Origin of the sequence: Mycolicibacterium brumae, from assembly GCF_025215495.1 — a bacterium.
Lineage (GTDB): Bacteria > Actinomycetota > Actinomycetes > Mycobacteriales > Mycobacteriaceae > Mycobacterium > Mycobacterium brumae.
In genome coordinates, this window is record NZ_CP104302.1 from 3,014,294 (window position 1) to 3,031,146 (window position 16,853).

Below are 16,853 nucleotides of genomic sequence, written 5' to 3' on the forward strand. Positions count from 1 at the left end.
ATTTGATTAGACTAGGTGTCCGTCTTGATCGATCTGGATAACCCTCAGTTCAGGCCATGTGACCGCCGTCAATAGACCCCCATCCGACCCGCAACCAGTATCTATTCTGGCAGAGTTGGAATCTATGCATGGCTCTCGGCCCACGTATGCATGTGCCGATACTTGAAACCTATGACTTCCATCTTCTTTGGGCACGTGAGATGCCAATACATTCTTATTTTCAAACTCTTCCGGCATACCACGAAGGAGATCGATGTGTTCGACTGGAAGTCGGGAACGGAATTCCGTCATTACATCTGGCGATACCTTTGACCCCACGTAGGATCGGATTGTACTAGCGCCTCCAATCTTGAGAAAATGTGCCAGATCTCCAGTATCCAATGCTTTCAATAAAACCTCTTCGTGGTTGCCCCTCAACAAAACAAGTGGCTTAGACTTTGCACTTTCACACAGCAGCCGAAGCACCCCTGCAGAATCTTCACCTCTATCGATATAGTCACCTAGGAATACAATTCTATCGAGATTGACTTTCTCAAGTTCATACAAAATTCCACGTAATGCAGGTAGGTTTCCATGGATGTCACCCACAAAAGCCAGACGTTCTGGAGTCATAACAGTATCTTGTCCACTTCAGCGTAGTCGCCATCAGCGCCAACTAAGCCGAGCGCCATGAATCCAATTGATAGCACATCTCCACCACTACCCCATTCGTTCACAATTAGAGCTTCCAGCGAACCGTGAGGATTCGACTTCAGCGGGCCAATAACGCGCTCAAGTCGCATAAGACATTCGTTTAGATCCTCAATACTGGGATCACCAACCTGCCGAGACGCCAAAAGGTTTACTAACGAAGGATCGCGGTGGCGAGTTGCGATCTCGCGAACCGAAAAACATGGTTCTCCATCGGCAATAGCTTGGGCATATAGGCCGCTTCTGAGTAGGTAGCGAGCTTCTCGCAACAGTCCCGCAAGATATTTCGGAAGGTCCGAATTCAATGCGCCGAATACCGCGGACATCTCGCGAACTCGAGTCAGAAGCCGTTCAGTATCAACATCTCCGAGTCCCGAGACGAGCTCTCTAAGCTGCCCTGTTGGGTCCCAGACAATCTTGGAGTCACGGAGCAAATGCGCGCCGAAAAGCGTCCCCACACCGGACTTCAACTGTTCCACCGTGTAGAAGCTGACGTTCGCCATACCTGAGTAGACGCTTGGCGCGAGGCGCGCAGAGAGCGCAAGCAGGTCCAAATCGCTACCAGCAACCGCGTCTCCTCGGGCCTGGCTCCCGTACACCAGCAAGCCCATGACGCTATCCGCCAACGGTGGAAGATCGTCGGCTACATCACGAGAAATACCCAGCCCTACGAGCGCTTCCACGATGGATTCCCGTTCCACGATCTCCTCTGCAAGGACTGTCTGTGCCTTTTTCTGTTCTCCGACCCACTGCGGTCACGATGTGGCCGCAGCCCACTTCAATCCTATTCGCTAGCCTAGCTAATGTTCCCGAACGTGTCTCCAAAGCTAATGAACACGGCTCCCGGAGTTGCCTCCGGGAGCCGTTTTCCCGGTAGCGGAGACAGAATTCAAGCCTCGACCTCTGGTTACTGGCCGGTTGCGGTCTTGCACACTCTACCTACATCGCTAATGTGCAGGTCAGCTGGGATCTGGCGTCTCGCAAGTCACACCGTGTCGAGGCGGTCGTCCGTGTTCCGCACGGTTTCGTTCACAAATCCGTTCACATTGATCACGTCGCCCAAACCTGTAGTGGCGAAGCTTCGCCAAGCTGCCGAGATGCTCACCCGAGGCGATGCCCACTCGGACCAGTGCTATGCCGTCTGCAGTCAGGCTGGCAAACCGTACCACCCTTCGCTGTGGCAGTCTCAGCCATCCGCGGTCTCGACGTGCCGCAGATACGGCTTCACGATACGCGGCGTACCTGCGGCCAACCTTATTCATCTCCAGGGGCGTACCCATCTCGCTCGTCACGGCCCGGCTCGGCAATGCCGACTTTCCATCCACACTTCGCACCCAAATTCCCGCGCAACCAGAGGCCTCGAATCGCAGCGCGCAGCCTTGACCCGCCAGCCGGCAACTCCGGTAGCTGACGCATTGCCGCCCTAGGAGCACAGACGTGCATTCCATGTACGCCGGGTCTGCTGCACGGATAGGTGACATTTGAGTTGGCTTGCCCGTGACGGGTGGGCTGGAAGGATGTCCTTGTGCCCAGGCCTTACCCCCGTGAGTTCCGCGACGATGTCGTACGGGTCGCCCGCAACCGCGAAGACGGTGTGACGATCGAGCAGATCGCCACTGATTTCGGAGTGCATCCGATGACGCTGCACAAGTGGATGCGCCAAGCCGACATCGATGAGGGCGCCAAGCCCGGAAGAAGCACCGGCGATGCCGGTGAGCTGCGGGAAGCGCGACGTCGGATCAAGCTGCTCGAGCAGGAGAACGAAGTCCTGCGCCGGGCTGCGGCCTACCTGTCGCAGGCCAATCTGCCGGGAAAAGGCTCTACCCGCTCGTGAAAGAGCTCGCCTCCGACGGGATCCCCGTCGCGGTGACGTGCCGGGTACTCAAGCTCGCCCGCCAGCCCTACTACCGCTGGCTGGCCCAGCCTGTCACCGACGCCGAACTGGCCGAGGCCTACCGCGCCAACGCCCTGTTCGATGCCCACCGCGAAGACCCAGAGTTCGGCTACCGCTACCTCGTGGAGGAAGCCGCAGAGGCCGGCGAACCGATGGCCGAGCGCACCGCCTGGCGGATCTGCTCGCAGAATCGGTTGTGGAGCGTGTTCGGCAAGAAGCGCGGCAAGAACGGCACGGTCGGTCCGCCCGTCCACGACGATCTCGTTGAACGCGACTTCACCGCGGATGCACCAAATCAGTTGTGGCTCAGCGATATCACCGAACACCGTACTGGCGAGGGAAAGCTCTACCTGTGCGCGATCAAAGACGCGTTCTCCAACCGGATCGTCGGCTACAGCATCGACTCGCGGATGAAGTCCCGGTTGGCCACACAGGCACTGCACAGTGCGGTGGTACGGCGCGGCGAAGTGGCCGGATGCATACTCCACAGCGACCGCGGATCTCAGTTCAGGTCAAGGAGATTCGTGCATGCGTTGAGCCGTTACGAGATGGTCGGATCGATGGGACGTGTCGGGGCAGCCGGTGACAACGCCGCCATGGAGAGCTTCTTCAGCTTGCTGCAGAAGAACGTGCTCGACCGCCGCCGCTGGGACACCCGCGAGCAGCTGCGCATCGCCATCGTCACCTGGATCGAACGCACCTACCACCGCCGCCGACGCCAGAGCGGACTCGGCCGGTTGACCCCGATCGAATTCGAAGCCATCATGACCACACCGGCCAGTCAGGTCGCGTGACCGAAACTGTCACCTGATCGTGCAGCAGACCCCTTTTGGACATGGTCGAAGGCCGCTCCAAAGCGGTGTTCAAGACCTGGCTGGCTGAACGGGACGCAGACTGGCGCGAGCGCGTCGATGTCGTGGCGATGGACGGGTTCACCGGCTACAAGACCGCCGCCGCCGAAGAGATCCCCCAAGCCGTCGCTGTCATGGACCCGTTCCACGTGGCGCGGCTGGCGGGCAACGCAGTCGATGAGTGCCGCCGCCGGATCCAACTGGCCACCTGCGGACACCGGGGCCGAAAGAGCGACCCGCTCTACCAAGCCAGGCGCACCTTGCTCACCGGCTCCGATCTGCTCACCGACAAGCAGACCAACCGCCTCGACGCGCTGTTTGCCGATGACCGGCACGTTCAGGTGCAGACGACCTGGGCGATCTACCAGGAAGTCATCGCCGCCTACCGCCACCCCGACCGCGTGGCGGGCCGCAAGAGGATGGCCGCGCTGATCAGCATGCTCAGCGCCGGGGTGCCCACCGTGCTGGCCGAAGCCGTCACCCTCGGCCGGACGCTGAAGAGCCGCGCCGCCGATGTCCTGGCCTACTTCGACCGGCCCGGCACCTCCAACGGACCCACCGAAGCGATCAACGGACGACTGGAACACCTACGCGGCTCAGCCCTGGGCTTCCGCAACCTCACCAACTACATCGCCCGCGCCCTGCTGGAGGCCGGCGGATTCAGACCACGACTACACCCTGGATTGTGAAGAGCCTGGAAACCGGCGAGTACACCTATGTGGTGCGTCCACGTTCCTTTCTGATCGTCGGCTCCCTCGATCAGCTGCGAGGTCCGGGAGGGATTCAGAAGGAAAAGTACGAATCTTTCGAGCTTTATCGTCGAAATCTGTACGAGCCCGAGATCGTCACCTTTGATGAGCTGCTGGCTCGGGCCGAATGGCAATGCACGTTGCTGGAGACCTAACCGTTCAGACGCGGGGTGCGGGGCTTGATGTAGCGGTGGCCGACTCCTTTGTCGAGGACGTGGTAATGGAAGGCGGACTGGAATTCGGCGCCGTTGTCGGTCTGGATGATCTTGCCGACCACGTCGGCATGGGTGGCGTTGGGGCTGTGGCGCGGGCGACGGGACAGGTCCCGTAACCCCTCGACGCCCTGCTCGCGGTAGCGGCGCAACCAGGTGTAGTAGGTCGGCCGACTGATCCCGTAGTAGCGGCACGTCATCGCGACGTTGCCCGTGACTTCCTCGGCGTGCTGGATGATCGCCAACCGGCGACGGACCTCACGTGGCAGCAGCGGTTCGCTCATGCAGGGTCTCCTACTGATCAGAGACCCGAACTGTCAACGATGTCCGTCAGTTTTAGACAGTCTTAGGACTCATTAGCCACGCTAATGTTCCCAAACATGTTCCCAACCCCATAGAAAATGGCCCCCAGGCTGGTGCCTGAGGGCCATTTTCGCTGGTAGCGGGGACAGGATTCGAACCTGCGACCTCTGGGTTATGAGCCCAGCGAGCTACCGAGCTGCTCCACCCCGCGTCGGTGAACACAACGTTACCGGGCAGTCGCGAAGGCTCCAAATCGGCTGTTCAGAACACATATCGAGCCACCTGGCCGGCGCGCAGCACACCGTCGGGGTCATACCGCTCGGCCAGCGCCGCCAGCTGATACAGCGTGTCATCGTCGTAGCAGCGAGCCAACCGCGAAGGGTCAGAAGCCGGGGCGAAGTTCGGCAGCTGCCGGCCCGTCGACCACGGCCCCAGCGCCTGCAGGACCGCGGCCGCGTGCCCGCGCACCTGCTCGGCGAGCTCCGGGACGGGAATGCCGATGGTGGTCACTGCGAAGGCGGCGTCACGGTGGCAGAACGCGCTGCGTTGCCGCGGCCAGCGCGCGTACGCGCCGCCGAGCTGGCGGACCTCCACCAAGGCCTGCAGGGATCCGGCCCGGGGCCCGGCCAGCCGCAACAACTCGCAGACCGCTTCTTCCGGCAGGCCGGAGAGCAGCGCATGGTCCTCGTACACCGGCATCGGGTGCGGCGGGTCGGCGTGCACCGCGCCGATCGCTGCGTACGGCAGCACTTCGACGGCGTCCAGTAGCGCCGGCGCGACGGCCCGAATCGGGGTCAGCAGGTCCAGCGCCTCGCCGCGGTCCCCCACCGCGGCGAACCGCACCGCGATCACGAAGCGCCCAGCGAGTGCCGGCGGGGCCTCGGGCGCGTCCGGGGCCTGCAGGAGCGCAACCGAGGTGCTGACCGACTCCGGCAGTCCGGGGCACCACTGGGACCATGCGCGCAGTACGTTTTCGGCGTAGTCGCCGTCGAAGTAGATTGCCCCGCCGTAGAATTCGGGCAGTTCCGGCAGGTCGATCTCGACGGCGGTGACGATGCCGAGCGTGGCCTTGCCGCCGCGCAATCCCCAGAACAGATCCCCGTGCCGCTCGGGCGACACCTGCAGAATCTCCCCCGTTCCGGTCACCACCTCGAAGGACCGCACGTGGTCCGAGGACAGTCCGAAGGTCCGCACCAACGGCCCGATCCCGCCGCCGGTCAGGAAGCCGACCACCCCCACCGACGGGGCGGAGCCGCACAGTGGCGCCAGGCCGTGCGGGGTGGCCGCGTCCAGCACGTGCTGCCAGCTGGCTCCGGCGCCGACCCGGGCGGTGCGCCCGAGGACGTCGACGGCGACGTCGGTCATGTCGCCGGTGTGCACCAGGATGCTCTCCGGTCCCACCGGTAGCGCGCCGTGCCCGGTCGCGGCGACGGCGACGGTGGCGCCGACCGCGCCCGCGTGCCGGACGGTCGCGGCCACGTCGGAGGCGCTGCGCGGGAAGACCACCATCCGCGGCGCCACCTCGACGGCGGTGTTCCACGGCGAGCAGCGCAGGTAATCGGGGTCCTCGGGCAGCGCGACAACGCCCTCGATGAGCGAGCCCAGGTCTTCGTCGGCGGTGACAGTCATGCCGGTACCGTCGCGCAAGCGTCTTGGCGGGGATTTGGCGCGCAGGTGGGACCGCCCGCACCAAGGAAAATCCAAGTCAGCGGCGGGCGGCGGCGGCCACCCCACGCATCCCAATCCGCTCCGCCTCGTCTGCCAGGGCGTCGTCGCGGGCCGAGGGGTCGAGCTCCAGCGCGAACAGCCGGCAGCGCAGCACCGACGGCACGCCACCGCTGCGCTGCGCGATGTCGCGGGCCAGTTCCAGATCCCGCCGAGCGCCGTCACGATCACCGACCAGCAGGCGCAGCCGCGCGGTCGCCAGCGCGACCGGGCCCACCACGCCGACCTGGCCGATCACCGCGATCTCCTGGCGGTGATCGGCCAACTGGGACAACAGTTTCCCGGCGTGGTCGGTGAGGCCGAACTCGGCGCACAGGTGCGCGAGCAACACCGCCTGTCCCAACGAGCTCCAGAACTGCAGGTCATCGGGTGCGCTGGCCATCAGTGATTCGGCCTCGTCGCGGGTGTCGCACAGCGCCGAGCGCACCACCGCGACCATGCCCTCTCCGCCGTCGTCGAGGTACTCCTCGAACAGGATCTCCTCGCCGGCGAGGTCGCCTTCGTCGCGCAGCAGGCAGGCCAGCGCGATCAGGGCGCTGCCCGCGCCGTACAGTTCGGTCTCGCCGTGCACGGCGATGGCGATCCGGTGGTGGCGTCTGGCCTCGGCGAGGTCTCCGGACCACACCGCCAGCACCGCCTCCAGCCAGCGCAGTTGCACCCGCAGCACCGGCAGTCGGAGCTGATCGCTGCCGCTGATCGCGGCGCGCAGATGCACCCGGGTGCCGTCCAGGTCGGCCAGGTTGAACGTCGCCATGGTGGCCACCGAATGCGCGGTGACGGTGTCTTCCTGCCTACGGTCGTGCGGTAGGGCGATCAGCTGCTCGGCCCAGTCCAGCGTCTGCCTGCTGTAGACCGCCACGCCAGAGTAGGTCAGCAGCCGGCCCAGCAGGACGGCCGCGACCGCGTCGGGGTCACCGGAGGCGGTGGCGAGCGCGTCGGCGCGGCCCAGCAACCCCGCGACCACGGCGGGATCGGGGTGGTAGCAGTTGCCGACCGCCAACGCGGCGTCCACCTGAGCTCCGGCCGACGGATCGTCGGCGGTGAGATCGACTGCCCGGCAGAGGAGTTCGAGAAGCTCGCTGGGGTCACCTCCCGGCGCGATCCACGGCCAGCCGCCGCTGACGCGCAGCAGTTCGGCGGCGATGCGGCCCGCGGTGGCCCGCCGGCCAGAACGCAGCGCCTCCTGCAGCGCGCCCGCGGCGGTGTCGAGCACGGTCTGGCCGCGGCCGGCGCGGGCCAGCGCCTGCAGCAGCGCCACGGTCAGCGAGTCACGCTCGGCGGGGCTGCGCTGATCATCCGGGAGCAGTCCGTAGGCCTGCAGCGCGTTCTCCCACCACCGGGCTGCGGTTTCCGAACTCCATTGCGCGGCAGCATGTTCGGCTGCCTCTCGGCAGGCGGCGACCACATCGAGCGGCGCGGCCAGCGGCTGCGCGTCGACCAGATGCTGCGCGCGACGCCCCGCGTTCTCCGGGGCGCCGGAGAGCAGTTCGGCGATCTTCAGGTGCAGCCGCCGGCGGCGCAGCGCCGGCATCCCGGCCAGCAGGTGCTCACGCAGCAGTCCGTGCGCGAATTCGTAAGCGCCGCAATCGTGGGCGGTCACCAGGATCCGGGCGTCGGCGGCCTCGTCGAGCAGATCGGCCAGCGCGTCCAGGTCCAGCCCGACGGCCGCCCGCAGCAGCGCGAGCGCCTGGGCGTCGACCCGCTCGCCGATCACCGCCGCGCCGCGCAGCACCTCCAGCAGGTCCGTTTCGAGGCCGGCCAACCGCCGATCCAGCACCGACCGCACAGCCGACGGGATATCGGCGGCCCGATCCGCGCGGGGCAGCCGCGCGTACTCGCCGACGAAGAACGGGTTGCCGCCGGTGCGTTCGGCGAGCACGGTCGCTTCGGCGGGGCTCAGCGGCTCCTCGGCGATCCCGTTGGCCAGTGCGGCGACATCGCCGGCGCCGAGGGCGGGCACCTCGAGGTGACGGCCACGGTCGGTGCGGGCCAAGGTGGTCAACAGTCGCGCGAGTTCCGGAGGGCGGTGGCCGTCGCGCACGGTGATCACCACACCGATCGGTTGCCCGCGCAGCACGCCGGACAGATACGCCAGCGCGCCGAGAGTCGCGGCGTCGGCCCACTGGGCGTCGTCGATCACCAGCAGCCGGGGCCGCTCGTCGGCGAGCAGCAGGTGCAGCCGCTCGTAGACCAGGAAGCGGGCGGTGTCGGGGTCGGTGTCGGCGGGGACGGCGAGCACCTCGTCGGGATCGGAGCCCAGCGCCCGGACCAGCCGGCGCATCTGCCACCACGGCGGCGCGCCGGACTCATCGGGGCAGTCCACCCAGATCACCGGGCACTCCGCACGCGCCGCGGCCTCTTCGGCCAGCCGGGTCTTGCCGATCCCGGGCGGCCCGGTCAGCACCAGCCAACCGGTGTGACCGCCCGCCACCTCGGTGAGAAGGGTTGTGATGGCCTGTAATTCGCGTCCGCGGCCGACCAGTGCGGCGCCCGCGACCGGATCGCGCTGTCCGGGCGGTTCGGCGACCTCGGCCGGCGCGGGCGCGATGACGTCGGCGGCGCCGGTCCAGGCCGACGGCCGCGGCCACGTCGTCAACTCCGGGGACTGCGCCAAGATCAGGGTCTGCAGGTCCCGCAGCTCGGGGCCGGGGTCGATGCCCAGTTCGGTGTCCAGATGCTGGGCGTAGTCGCGGTAGGCGTCCAACGCCTCGGCGGTGCGCCCGGCCCGGTAGGCGGCCAGCATGTGCAGCCAGCACGCCCGGTCCCGCAGCGGCGCGGACCGGCGCAGCGCCACCGCGTCGGCCAGTGCTTCGGCGGTGCGGCCCAGCGCGAGCAGGGCGGGGATCCGGGTCTCGGCGCATTCGGCGCGCAGCTCTTCGACGCGAAGCGACTCGGCGCTCAGCCAGGGCGCGCCGGCGAACTCCGCCAGCAGTGGGGCCTCGGACAGCGCCAGCGCGGCGTCTGTCTCCTCCAGCGCGGCCGGCCACCGCCCGGATTCTCGGGCGCCCCGGGCGGCCGCGGTGTGCTCAGTGAGCTCGGTCAGGTCGACGCGCGCGCCGTGGGGCAGCGCCAGCCGATAGCCGGGGGCCTGCCGCACGATCGGCGAACCCGGGCCGTCACCGCGCAGGGCCCGGCGCAGGTTGGAGATGTAGGCCTGCAGGCTGGCGGTGGCACTGGACGGGGCGTCGTCGTCCCAGACCGCGTCGATCAGCCGGTCGACCGAGACGACCGCGCCGTCGGCCAGCAGCAACACCGCCAGCACGGCCCGCTGCTTGGGCGGCCCGAGCTCCAGCTGCCGGCCGTCGGCGACGACCTGCAGCGGGCCGAGGAGCTGAAATCGCACCCGCGAAGACTACTGCCCGCCGCGGCGGGCAGCACCTCCTAGTTGGTGTTGTCGTAGCTGTCCATCGCCTCGTTGAGCTTCTGCAGCGCCTCACCGTATTCGGCGAAGTTGCCGGACTGCTGCGCCTGGCGGGCGGCGTCCATCGCCTTGCCGATCTCGTCCAGCGCGGCGGCCTTCTGCGGCGACAGCGTGACCGGCGAGCCGGGCACCGCGACCGGGGCCGGGGTGTTCGCCTGGCCTTCGGTCGGCTCGGTGGCCGGCGGCAGCGCCTCGGTCGGAGCCTCGCCGTTGCTCGGGACCGGCCCGGCCGGCGCGGGGCCGGTGGCCGTCGCTCCGGCCCCACGGCCGAAGATCTGGTCCAGGGCCGCGCGGACCGTCGGGCCGTACCCGACCTCGTCGTTGTAGGACATCGCCACCCGGATCATGCGGGGGTAGCTCGACGCGGCGTCACTGGTGCCCGGGGAGGCGAAGATCGGCGCCACGTACAGCAGGCCGCTCTCCCCCACCGGCAGGGTCAGCAGGTTGCCCCAGCGGATCCGGTTCTGGCCGTCGCGGCCGATCATGCCGAGGTCCTGGCTGATCGCGGTGTCGGTGCTCATCCGGTTGTAGGCGAGCTTGGGGCCGTTGACCTGACCGGGTATCTGCAGCACGGTGATCTTGCCGTAGGTCTCCGGGTCGCTGCTGGCGCTCATGTAGGCCGCCAGGAAGTCACGCCGGATCCGGTTCATCGCGCTGGTCAGCTGGAACGACGCGGTCTTGTTCTCCGCGGCGAGGTTCTGCGCCACGATGTAGTACGGCGGCTGGAAGCTGGAGGCCTGCGGGTTCGGGTCCAGCGGAACGTCCCAGAAGTCCTGCGCGGCAAAAAACTCCACCGGGTTGTCGACGTGGTACTTGGCCAGCAGCGCCCGCTGGACCTTGAACAGGTCCTCCGGGTAGCGGATGTGCTCGGAGAGTTCCTTGCTGATCTCGCTCTTGGGCTTGACGGTGTCGGGGAACACGCTCATCCACGCCTTGAGCACCGGATCGTCCTCGTCCTGCTGGTACAGCGTGACGGTGCCGTCGTAGGCGTCGACGGTGGCCTTCACCGAGTTGCGGATGTAGGACACCTGCTTGTCCGGGATCAGCCGGTTCATCGCCACCTCGGTGGAGTCCACCGTGGTCGACGACAGCGACGTCAGCTCCGAGTACGGGTAGTTGTCCAGCGTGGTGTAGCCGTCGATGATCCAGACGATCCGCTTGTTCACGATCGCCGGGTACGGGCTGGAGTCGGTGGTCAGCCACGGCGCGACCGCCTCGACCCGCTTGGCCGGATCGCGGTTGAACAGCAGCTTGGAGTCCGGCCCGATCACGTTGGAGAACAGGAAGTTCCGCTCGGCGTACTTGGCGGCGAACACCAGCCGGGACATGTAGTTGCCGATCTCCACACCACCGGTGCCGGTGTAGGTGTAGTTCTGGTCGTCGTTGTCGAACTCGCGGTCATCGCCGTTGACGCCGACGATGGCGTAATCGGCGGGGCTGCTGGCGATCACCGGGCCGAAGTACACCCGCGGCTGGTCCAGCGGCGCCGGTCCAGGCGAGATCACCTTGCCGGCCTGTCCGACCACCGAGGCCAGGAACTCCGGGTAGCCGCCGTTCTGGTTCGGGTCATTGGCGGTGCCACGCACGGTGTTCGCCGGGCTGGCGATGAAGCCGTTGCCGTGGGTGTACACCGAGTGCCGGTTGATCCAGTCCCGCTGGTTGTCGATCAGCCGGGACGGGTTGAGCTCGCGGACCGCGACGACGAAGTCACGCAGGTTGCCGTTGTTGTCGGTGTAGCGGTCGATGGCCAGCTGCTCGGGGAAGCTGTAGAAGTTCTTGCCCTGCTGGAACTGGGTGAACGCCGGGCTGACGATGCCGGGGTCCAGCAAGCGGATATTGCTCACGGTGGCCCGGTCGGCGGCTATCTGGCCCGCCGAGGTCGGGGTGTTGCCCTCGTAGTTGCGCACCGTGACGTGCTCGTCGGTCAGACCGTAGGCCTGCCGGGTCGCGGCGATGGATCGGGAGATGTACTCCGATTCCTTCTGCGCGGCATTGGGTTTGACGGAGAACTGCTCGATGACCAGCGGCCAGCCGGCGCCGATGACCACCGAGGACAGCAGCAGCAGCGCCAGGCCGATCGCCGGGATCCGCAGGTCCTTGAGCACCACCGCGGAGAACACCGCCAGCGCGCAGATGACCGCGATGGCCAGCATGATCATCTTGGCCGGCAGCACCGCGTTGATGTCGGTGTAACCGGCGCCGGTGAACGGCTTGCCGGATCGGGTGTGGCTGAGCAGTTCGTAGCGGTCCAGCCAGTAGGCGACGGCCTTGAGCAGCACCAGGGTGCCCAGCAGCAGGATCAGCTGCAGCCGCGCCGGACGGGTCAGCGCGCCGTCGCGGCCGGACAGCCGGATGCCGCCGAAGATGTAGTGCCCCACCAGGTTCGCCAGCAGCGCCAGGAACAGCGCGACCATCACCAGGGTCAGCAGCATCCGGTAGAACGGCAGGTCGAACGCGTAGAAGCCGAGGTCCTTGCCGAATTGCGGGTCGGTGACGCCGAAGTCGCCGCCGTGCAGATACAGCTGGACCCGCGCCCAGTAGGACTGGGTGACCATGCCGGCCAGGCCGCCGATCAACACCGGGATGCCGATGCCGAAGGTCTTCAGGCGCATCAGCGCGGCGGTGCGGTACCGCGCCACCGGATCCTCGGGCCCGGAGACCGGCACGAACACCGGGCGGGTCTTGTAGGCCAGGAACAACCCACCGAAGACGATCAGCGCGACGACGACGAACGCCACCAGGAACACCACCACCCGGGTGGCGATGACGGTGGTGAACACCGAGCGGTAGCCCAGTTCGCCGAACCACAGCCAGTCGACGTAGGTGTCGATGAACCGCGGGCCCACCAGCAGCGCGACCAGCACCGCGGCTCCCAAAGCGATCAGAATCCGGCTTCGTCGGTTCAGCGTCGGCATCTTCGCCGTCGGCCGCATCGCCACGTGTGCGCTCCTGGTTTCCTCGATTGGTGTGTCCCCGTCAGGCGGGTCCCCGTTCAACGAAGACCGGCCGTCCGTGATCGTCGGCTGCCGCCAACTCTACGCAAACTCCCAGGAATGGCATCCGTGGGCGTCCGGGCGCAGGCCGTTCGGCGCTGCTCAGCAGCGTGGCGGTTCCCCGCCGTCGGTGATGGCCTTCAGCGCGTCGACCGCGGTGGTGAGGGTGTCGACCTTCACCAACTCGATGCCGTCGGGCGCGCCCTGGCGGGCGTCGGTGCAGTTGTCGGCGGGCACCATGAACACCGTCGCGCCGGCTTCGGCGGCGGCCTCGATCTTGTGGCTGATGCCGCCGATCGGACCGACCTCCCCGCCCGGGGTGATGGTGCCCGAGCCGGCGACGAACCGGCCGCCGTTGAGGTCGCCGTCGGTCAGCTTGTCGACCACCGCCAGGGAGAACATCAGCCCGGCCGACGGGCCGCCGATATTGGCCAGGTTGAAGGTGATGACGAACGGCACCCACGGCGCGTCGAGCACCCCGACGCCGACGTAGCCGCGGCCGGCCTCGGGCCCGTCACCCAGGGTGATGGTCGTCGAACCGGGCTCGGCGGTGTTCTTGCGCTGGTAGTCGATGACGACGTCCTGGCCGGGCTTGGCGCCCTTGAGGCGGTCGGTGAACTCCTCGACGGTGGCGACCGGGTGGCCGTCGACACCGATGAGGGCGTCACCGGCCTGCAGCTTGCCCTTGGCCGCGCCGTCGTCGGCGACGTTGCGGACCACCGCCAGCTTCGGGTACTTGAGGTAGTCCAGCGCCGCGTACTCGGCGTTGTCCTCGGAGTTCTTGAAGTCGCTGGCGTTGCCGGCGTCGATCTCGTCTTTGCTCTTGTCAGGCGGGTACACCAGCGCGCGCGGGACGATCTGGTCGCGGCCCGAGGCCCACATCACCAGCGCCTGGGCCAGGGTCAGGCCGTCGCGCTGGGCGACGGTGGTCATGTTCAGGTGCCCGGCGTACTGCTTGGTCGCCACGCCTTCGATGTCGACGACCTTCTTGCCGTCGTACTCCCCGAGGGTGTCGAAGGTCGGGCCCGGGCCCAGCGACACGAACGGCACCTTCACGCTGGACAGGAACAACCCGAACACCAGAATCGGCGCCAGCGCCACCAGCAGCGTCATGATCCGCCTGTTCACGCCGACCACAGTAACCGGCGGCCTCAGGGGCGCCGTGGCCGCGCGGGTTCTCTGCGAGCGCGGGTTCTCTGAGAGCACAACGATGCCGCGCGCGTGGCGGCGCTTGGACCAGTACCGTTGAGGTCATGGCTGATCTTCCCTTCGGATTCTCCGCGAGCGGAGACGGCGACGACCCCGACAAGAAGCGTGGCGAGGACCCATTCGGGCTCGGCAGCGGCGGGTTCAACCCCGGCGACCTGGGCCAGATCTTCTCCCGCCTGGGGCAGATGTTCTCCGGAACCGCGTCGGCGATGGCCTCCGGCGGCGGCGGCGCGGTGAACTACGACCTGGCCCGCCAACTGGCGTCGAACTCGCTGGGGTTCACCGCCCCGGTGTCCGCGTCGACGACGACAGCGGTGGCCGACGCGGTGCGGCTGGCCGACATGTGGCTGGACCAGGTGACCCCGTTCCCCGCGGGCACCAGCAGCGCCGCGGCCTGGACCCCGGCCGACTGGGTGGACCACACGATGGGCACCTGGAAGCGGCTGTGCGATCCGGTGGCCGAGCAGATCTCGTCGGTGTGGACGTCGGTGCTGCCCGAGGAGGCCAAGGCGATGGCCGGCCCGCTGATGGCGATGATGTCGCAGATGGGCGGGATGGCGTTCGGCTCGCAGCTCGGGCAGGCGCTGGGCACGCTGAGCAAGGAGGTGCTGACCTCCACCGACATCGGCCTTCCACTGGGACCGGTGGGCGTGTCCGCGCTGATGCCCGCGGCGATCGACGAGTTCTCCGACGGCCTGGAGCAGTCCAAGAGCGAGATCATGACCTTCCTGGCCGCGCGCGAGGCGGCGCACCAGCGCCTGTTCGCCCATGTGCCGTGGCTCGCGCCGCAGCTGCTGGGCGCGGTGGAGTCCTACGCCCGCGGCATCAACATCGACATCTCCGGGATCGAGGAGTTGGCGCAGGGCATCAACCCGATGGCGCTGACCGACCCGTCGCAGATGGAGCAGATCCTCAGCCAGGGCCTGTTCGAGCCGAAGGTCTCCCCCGGGCAGACCGCCGCGCTGGAGCGGCTGGAGACGCTGCTCGCGCTGATCGAGGGCTGGGTGCAGACCGTGGTCTCCGACGCGTTGGGCGACCGGCTGCCGGGCGCGTCGGCGCTGGCCGAAACGCTGCGGCGCCGACGGGCCTCCGGCGGGCCGGCCGAGCAGACGTTCGGCACCCTGGTCGGGCTGGAGCTGCGGCCGCGCAAGATGCGCGAGGCGGCGACGCTGTGGTCGCGGTTGACCGACGCGGTGGGCGCCGACGCCCGCGACGGCGTGTGGGGCCACCCGGACCTGCTGCCGACGTCGGAGGATCTCGACGAGCCGGCGGCGTTCATCGACCGGATGGTCGGCGGGGACACCAGCGGGATCGACGACGCGATCGCTCAGTTGGAGAAGGAGTTCGCCGGGGAAGCCGAGAGCTCTGAAGAGTCCGGCGGGGACGGTGGGTCCGGTGGGGACGAGCCGCCGGCGCCCCCGTCGTCGTCGGAGAAGTAGGGGCTACTCCCCGCGCTACTCCTCGGCCTCGGGGTCGGCGAAGCCCGGCACCAGTTCGTCGGCGATGCTGCGCAGCGGCACGTAGGCGTCCAGCTGGCACGCGATGGCCACACACGAGCCGATCACTCGCATCGGGATCGCCATCTTGGGCGGCACCGCCAGCTGACGCGCGGTGCGGATCTGGCCCGGGGCCCGCTCGAAGTCGACCGCGGCCATCCGCTGCAGCCACTTGCGGGTGTAGTGGAATTGCTCGACCTCCAGCGGCTGCACGTACTGCTGCAGCATGTCGTCGATGTCGCGGATGTCGACCTTGTCGACGGAGGTGAGGAAACCGGCCCGCTCCATGGTCTCCAGCAGCTTCGGGTAGTTCTTGTCGACCGCGTAGCGCAGCATCCGGCCCATGTCGCGCGGCATGCCGCCCTTCATCGGGGCGACCGCGCCGAAGTCGATGATGCCCATCTTGTCGCCGGGCAGCAGCATGAAGTTCCCCGGGTGCGGGTCGCCGTGCATCATCTCCAGGCGGCGGGGGGCGTCGTCGGTCAGCTGGAACAGCCGGTAGGCCATCAGGTCGCGCTCGGCCTGGGTGCCGTTCTTGATGATCTCCGACAGCGGGATGCCGTCGATCCATTCGCTGATCACGACCTTCGGCGCGCTGGCGACCACGTGCGGCACCTGGAAGTGCTCGTCGCCGTCGTAGGCCTTGGCGAAGGCGCGCTGGAAGTCGGCCTCCATCCGGTAGTCGAGTTCCATCTCGGTGCGCTCGATCAGCTCGTCGATGACGCCCTGCACGTCCGCGCCGGGGGTGAGCTGTTTGAACACGCTGACCAGCCGGCGCATGGTCTTGAGGTCGGCGCGCAGGGCCTCGTCGGCGCCGGGGTACTGGATCTTGACGGCGACCTCGCGCCCGTCGTGCCAGACGGCCTTGTGCACCTGCCCGATGCTGGCGGAGGCCTTGGGCTTGTCGTCGAAGGACAGGAAGCGCTCGCGCCACTTGGTGCCGAGCTGGGCGTTGAGCTGGCGGTGCACCTTGTCCGCGGGCAGCGGCGGGGCGTCCTTCTGCAGCTTGGTCAGCGCCTCGCGGTAGGGCTCGCCGAACTGCTCGGGGACGGCGGCCTCCATCACCGACAGCGCCTGGCCGACCTTCATCGCGCCGCCCTTGAGCTCGCCGAGCACCTGGAACAGCTGTTCGGCGGCCTTCTCCATGATTTCGAGGGTGACCTCGTCCTTCGACGCGCCGGTGAGCCGCTTGCCCAGGCCCAGGGCGGTGCGCCCGGCGACCCCGCCGGCCAGGCCGATCAGCTTGGCGTTGCGGGAAAAGCTGTTGCGCTTGATCTCTGCCACTCCGACATCATCCCCCACGCCGTCAA

General features: G+C 67.5%; 11 protein-coding genes, 1 tRNA gene and 1 pseudogene. 4 read left to right on the forward strand and 9 right to left on the reverse strand.

Going from position 1 to position 16,853, the window contains the following annotated elements:
* Nucleotides 1–6: 6 nt before the first annotated feature.
* Nucleotides 7–612 carry a metallophosphoesterase gene (locus tag L2Z93_RS14635; protein ID WP_090590665.1) on the reverse strand — a complete coding sequence of 202 codons (606 nt, stop codon included), beginning with the start codon at nt 610–612 and terminating at the stop codon, nt 7–9.
* Nucleotides 609–1,391, reverse strand: coding sequence for a nucleotidyltransferase domain-containing protein (locus L2Z93_RS14640; RefSeq protein ID WP_090590667.1), 783 nt, complete (start codon nt 1,389–1,391; stop codon nt 609–611). Before L2Z93_RS14640 ends, L2Z93_RS14635 begins: the two co-directional genes overlap by 4 nt.
* A gap of 824 nt (nt 1,392–2,215) precedes the next feature.
* On the opposite strand from L2Z93_RS14640, the gene L2Z93_RS14645 reads away from it, so the two are divergent.
* The 3 genes and pseudogenes from L2Z93_RS14645 to L2Z93_RS14655 all read left to right on the forward strand — a co-directional run bounded on the left by L2Z93_RS14645 (nt 2,216) and on the right by L2Z93_RS14655 (nt 4,339).
* Nucleotides 2,216–3,378, forward strand: a protein-coding gene (locus L2Z93_RS14645) for an IS3 family transposase (protein WP_090590670.1) whose coding sequence is annotated in 2 segments (ribosomal slippage) — nt 2,216–2,500 and nt 2,503–3,378 — 1,161 coding nt in all. Because the reading frame shifts where the segments join, the coding sequence is not laid out codon by codon here.
* A 32-nt stretch (nt 3,379–3,410) separates the two neighbouring features.
* Nucleotides 3,411–4,124: pseudogene (locus tag L2Z93_RS14650) on the forward strand (ISL3 family transposase); the annotation flags it as partial.
* Nucleotides 4,121–4,339, forward strand: a complete 219-nt coding sequence (locus L2Z93_RS14655) for a Shedu anti-phage system protein SduA domain-containing protein (protein ID WP_234786190.1) — start codon at nt 4,121–4,123, stop codon at nt 4,337–4,339. The pseudogene L2Z93_RS14650 and the gene L2Z93_RS14655, both read left to right, overlap by 4 nt.
* Here the strand turns inward: L2Z93_RS14655 and L2Z93_RS14660 are convergent.
* The 6 genes from L2Z93_RS14660 to L2Z93_RS14685 form a co-directional block, all read right to left on the reverse strand.
* Complete coding sequence (locus L2Z93_RS14660; RefSeq protein ID WP_260575429.1) at nt 4,336–4,680, reverse strand: helix-turn-helix domain-containing protein; 345 nt, start codon at nt 4,678–4,680, stop codon at nt 4,336–4,338. The genes L2Z93_RS14655 and L2Z93_RS14660 overlap by 4 nt on opposite strands.
* A 153-nt stretch (nt 4,681–4,833) precedes the next feature.
* Nucleotides 4,834–4,910 (reverse strand) — tRNA-Met (locus tag L2Z93_RS14665).
* A 50-nt stretch (nt 4,911–4,960) separates the two neighbouring features.
* Nucleotides 4,961–6,328, reverse strand: coding sequence for an FAD-binding oxidoreductase (locus tag L2Z93_RS14670; protein ID WP_090590678.1), 1,368 nt, complete (start codon nt 6,326–6,328; stop codon nt 4,961–4,963).
* Nucleotides 6,329–6,404: 76 nt separating this feature from the next.
* The gene (locus L2Z93_RS14675; RefSeq protein ID WP_090590681.1) at nt 6,405–9,767 is read right to left on the reverse strand and encodes an ATP-binding protein; all 3,363 of its coding nucleotides are present in this window, start codon (nt 9,765–9,767) and stop codon (nt 6,405–6,407) included.
* Nucleotides 9,768–9,805: 38 nt separating this feature from the next.
* Complete coding sequence (locus tag L2Z93_RS14680) at nt 9,806–12,784, reverse strand: UPF0182 family protein (protein ID WP_090590684.1); 2,979 nt, start codon at nt 12,782–12,784, stop codon at nt 9,806–9,808.
* A gap of 156 nt (nt 12,785–12,940) precedes the next feature.
* Nucleotides 12,941–13,966, reverse strand: a complete 1,026-nt coding sequence (locus L2Z93_RS14685; RefSeq protein WP_162561978.1) for a YlbL family protein — start codon at nt 13,964–13,966, stop codon at nt 12,941–12,943.
* A 125-nt stretch (nt 13,967–14,091) separates the two neighbouring features.
* Here L2Z93_RS14685 and L2Z93_RS14690 point away from each other — a divergent pair, with 125 nt between their 5' ends.
* Nucleotides 14,092–15,486 (forward strand): zinc-dependent metalloprotease, encoded by a 1,395-nt coding sequence (locus L2Z93_RS14690; protein ID WP_090590690.1) that lies wholly within the window; start codon nt 14,092–14,094, stop codon nt 15,484–15,486.
* Between the two features lie 15 nt (nt 15,487–15,501).
* Here L2Z93_RS14690 and L2Z93_RS14695 read toward each other — a convergent pair whose 3' ends face one another.
* The gene (locus L2Z93_RS14695; RefSeq protein WP_090590694.1) at nt 15,502–16,827 is read right to left on the reverse strand and encodes a macrolide-binding ATPase MABP-1; all 1,326 of its coding nucleotides are present in this window, start codon (nt 16,825–16,827) and stop codon (nt 15,502–15,504) included.
* Nucleotides 16,828–16,853 lie beyond the last annotated feature (26 nt).

Bases quoted from the DNA above. Each gene is read 5' to 3' on its own strand.
- L2Z93_RS14690 (WP_090590690.1), top strand. From the start codon at position 14,092: ATGGCTGATCTTCCCTTCGGATTCTCCGCGAGCGGAGACGGCGACGAC.
- L2Z93_RS14635 (WP_090590665.1), bottom strand. From the start codon at position 612: ATGACTCCAGAACGTCTGGCTTTTGTGGGTGACATCCATGGAAACCTA.
- L2Z93_RS14660 (WP_260575429.1), bottom strand. From the start codon at position 4,680: ATGAGCGAACCGCTGCTGCCACGTGAGGTCCGTCGCCGGTTGGCGATC.
- L2Z93_RS14670 (WP_090590678.1), bottom strand. From the start codon at position 6,328: ATGACTGTCACCGCCGACGAAGACCTGGGCTCGCTCATCGAGGGCGTT.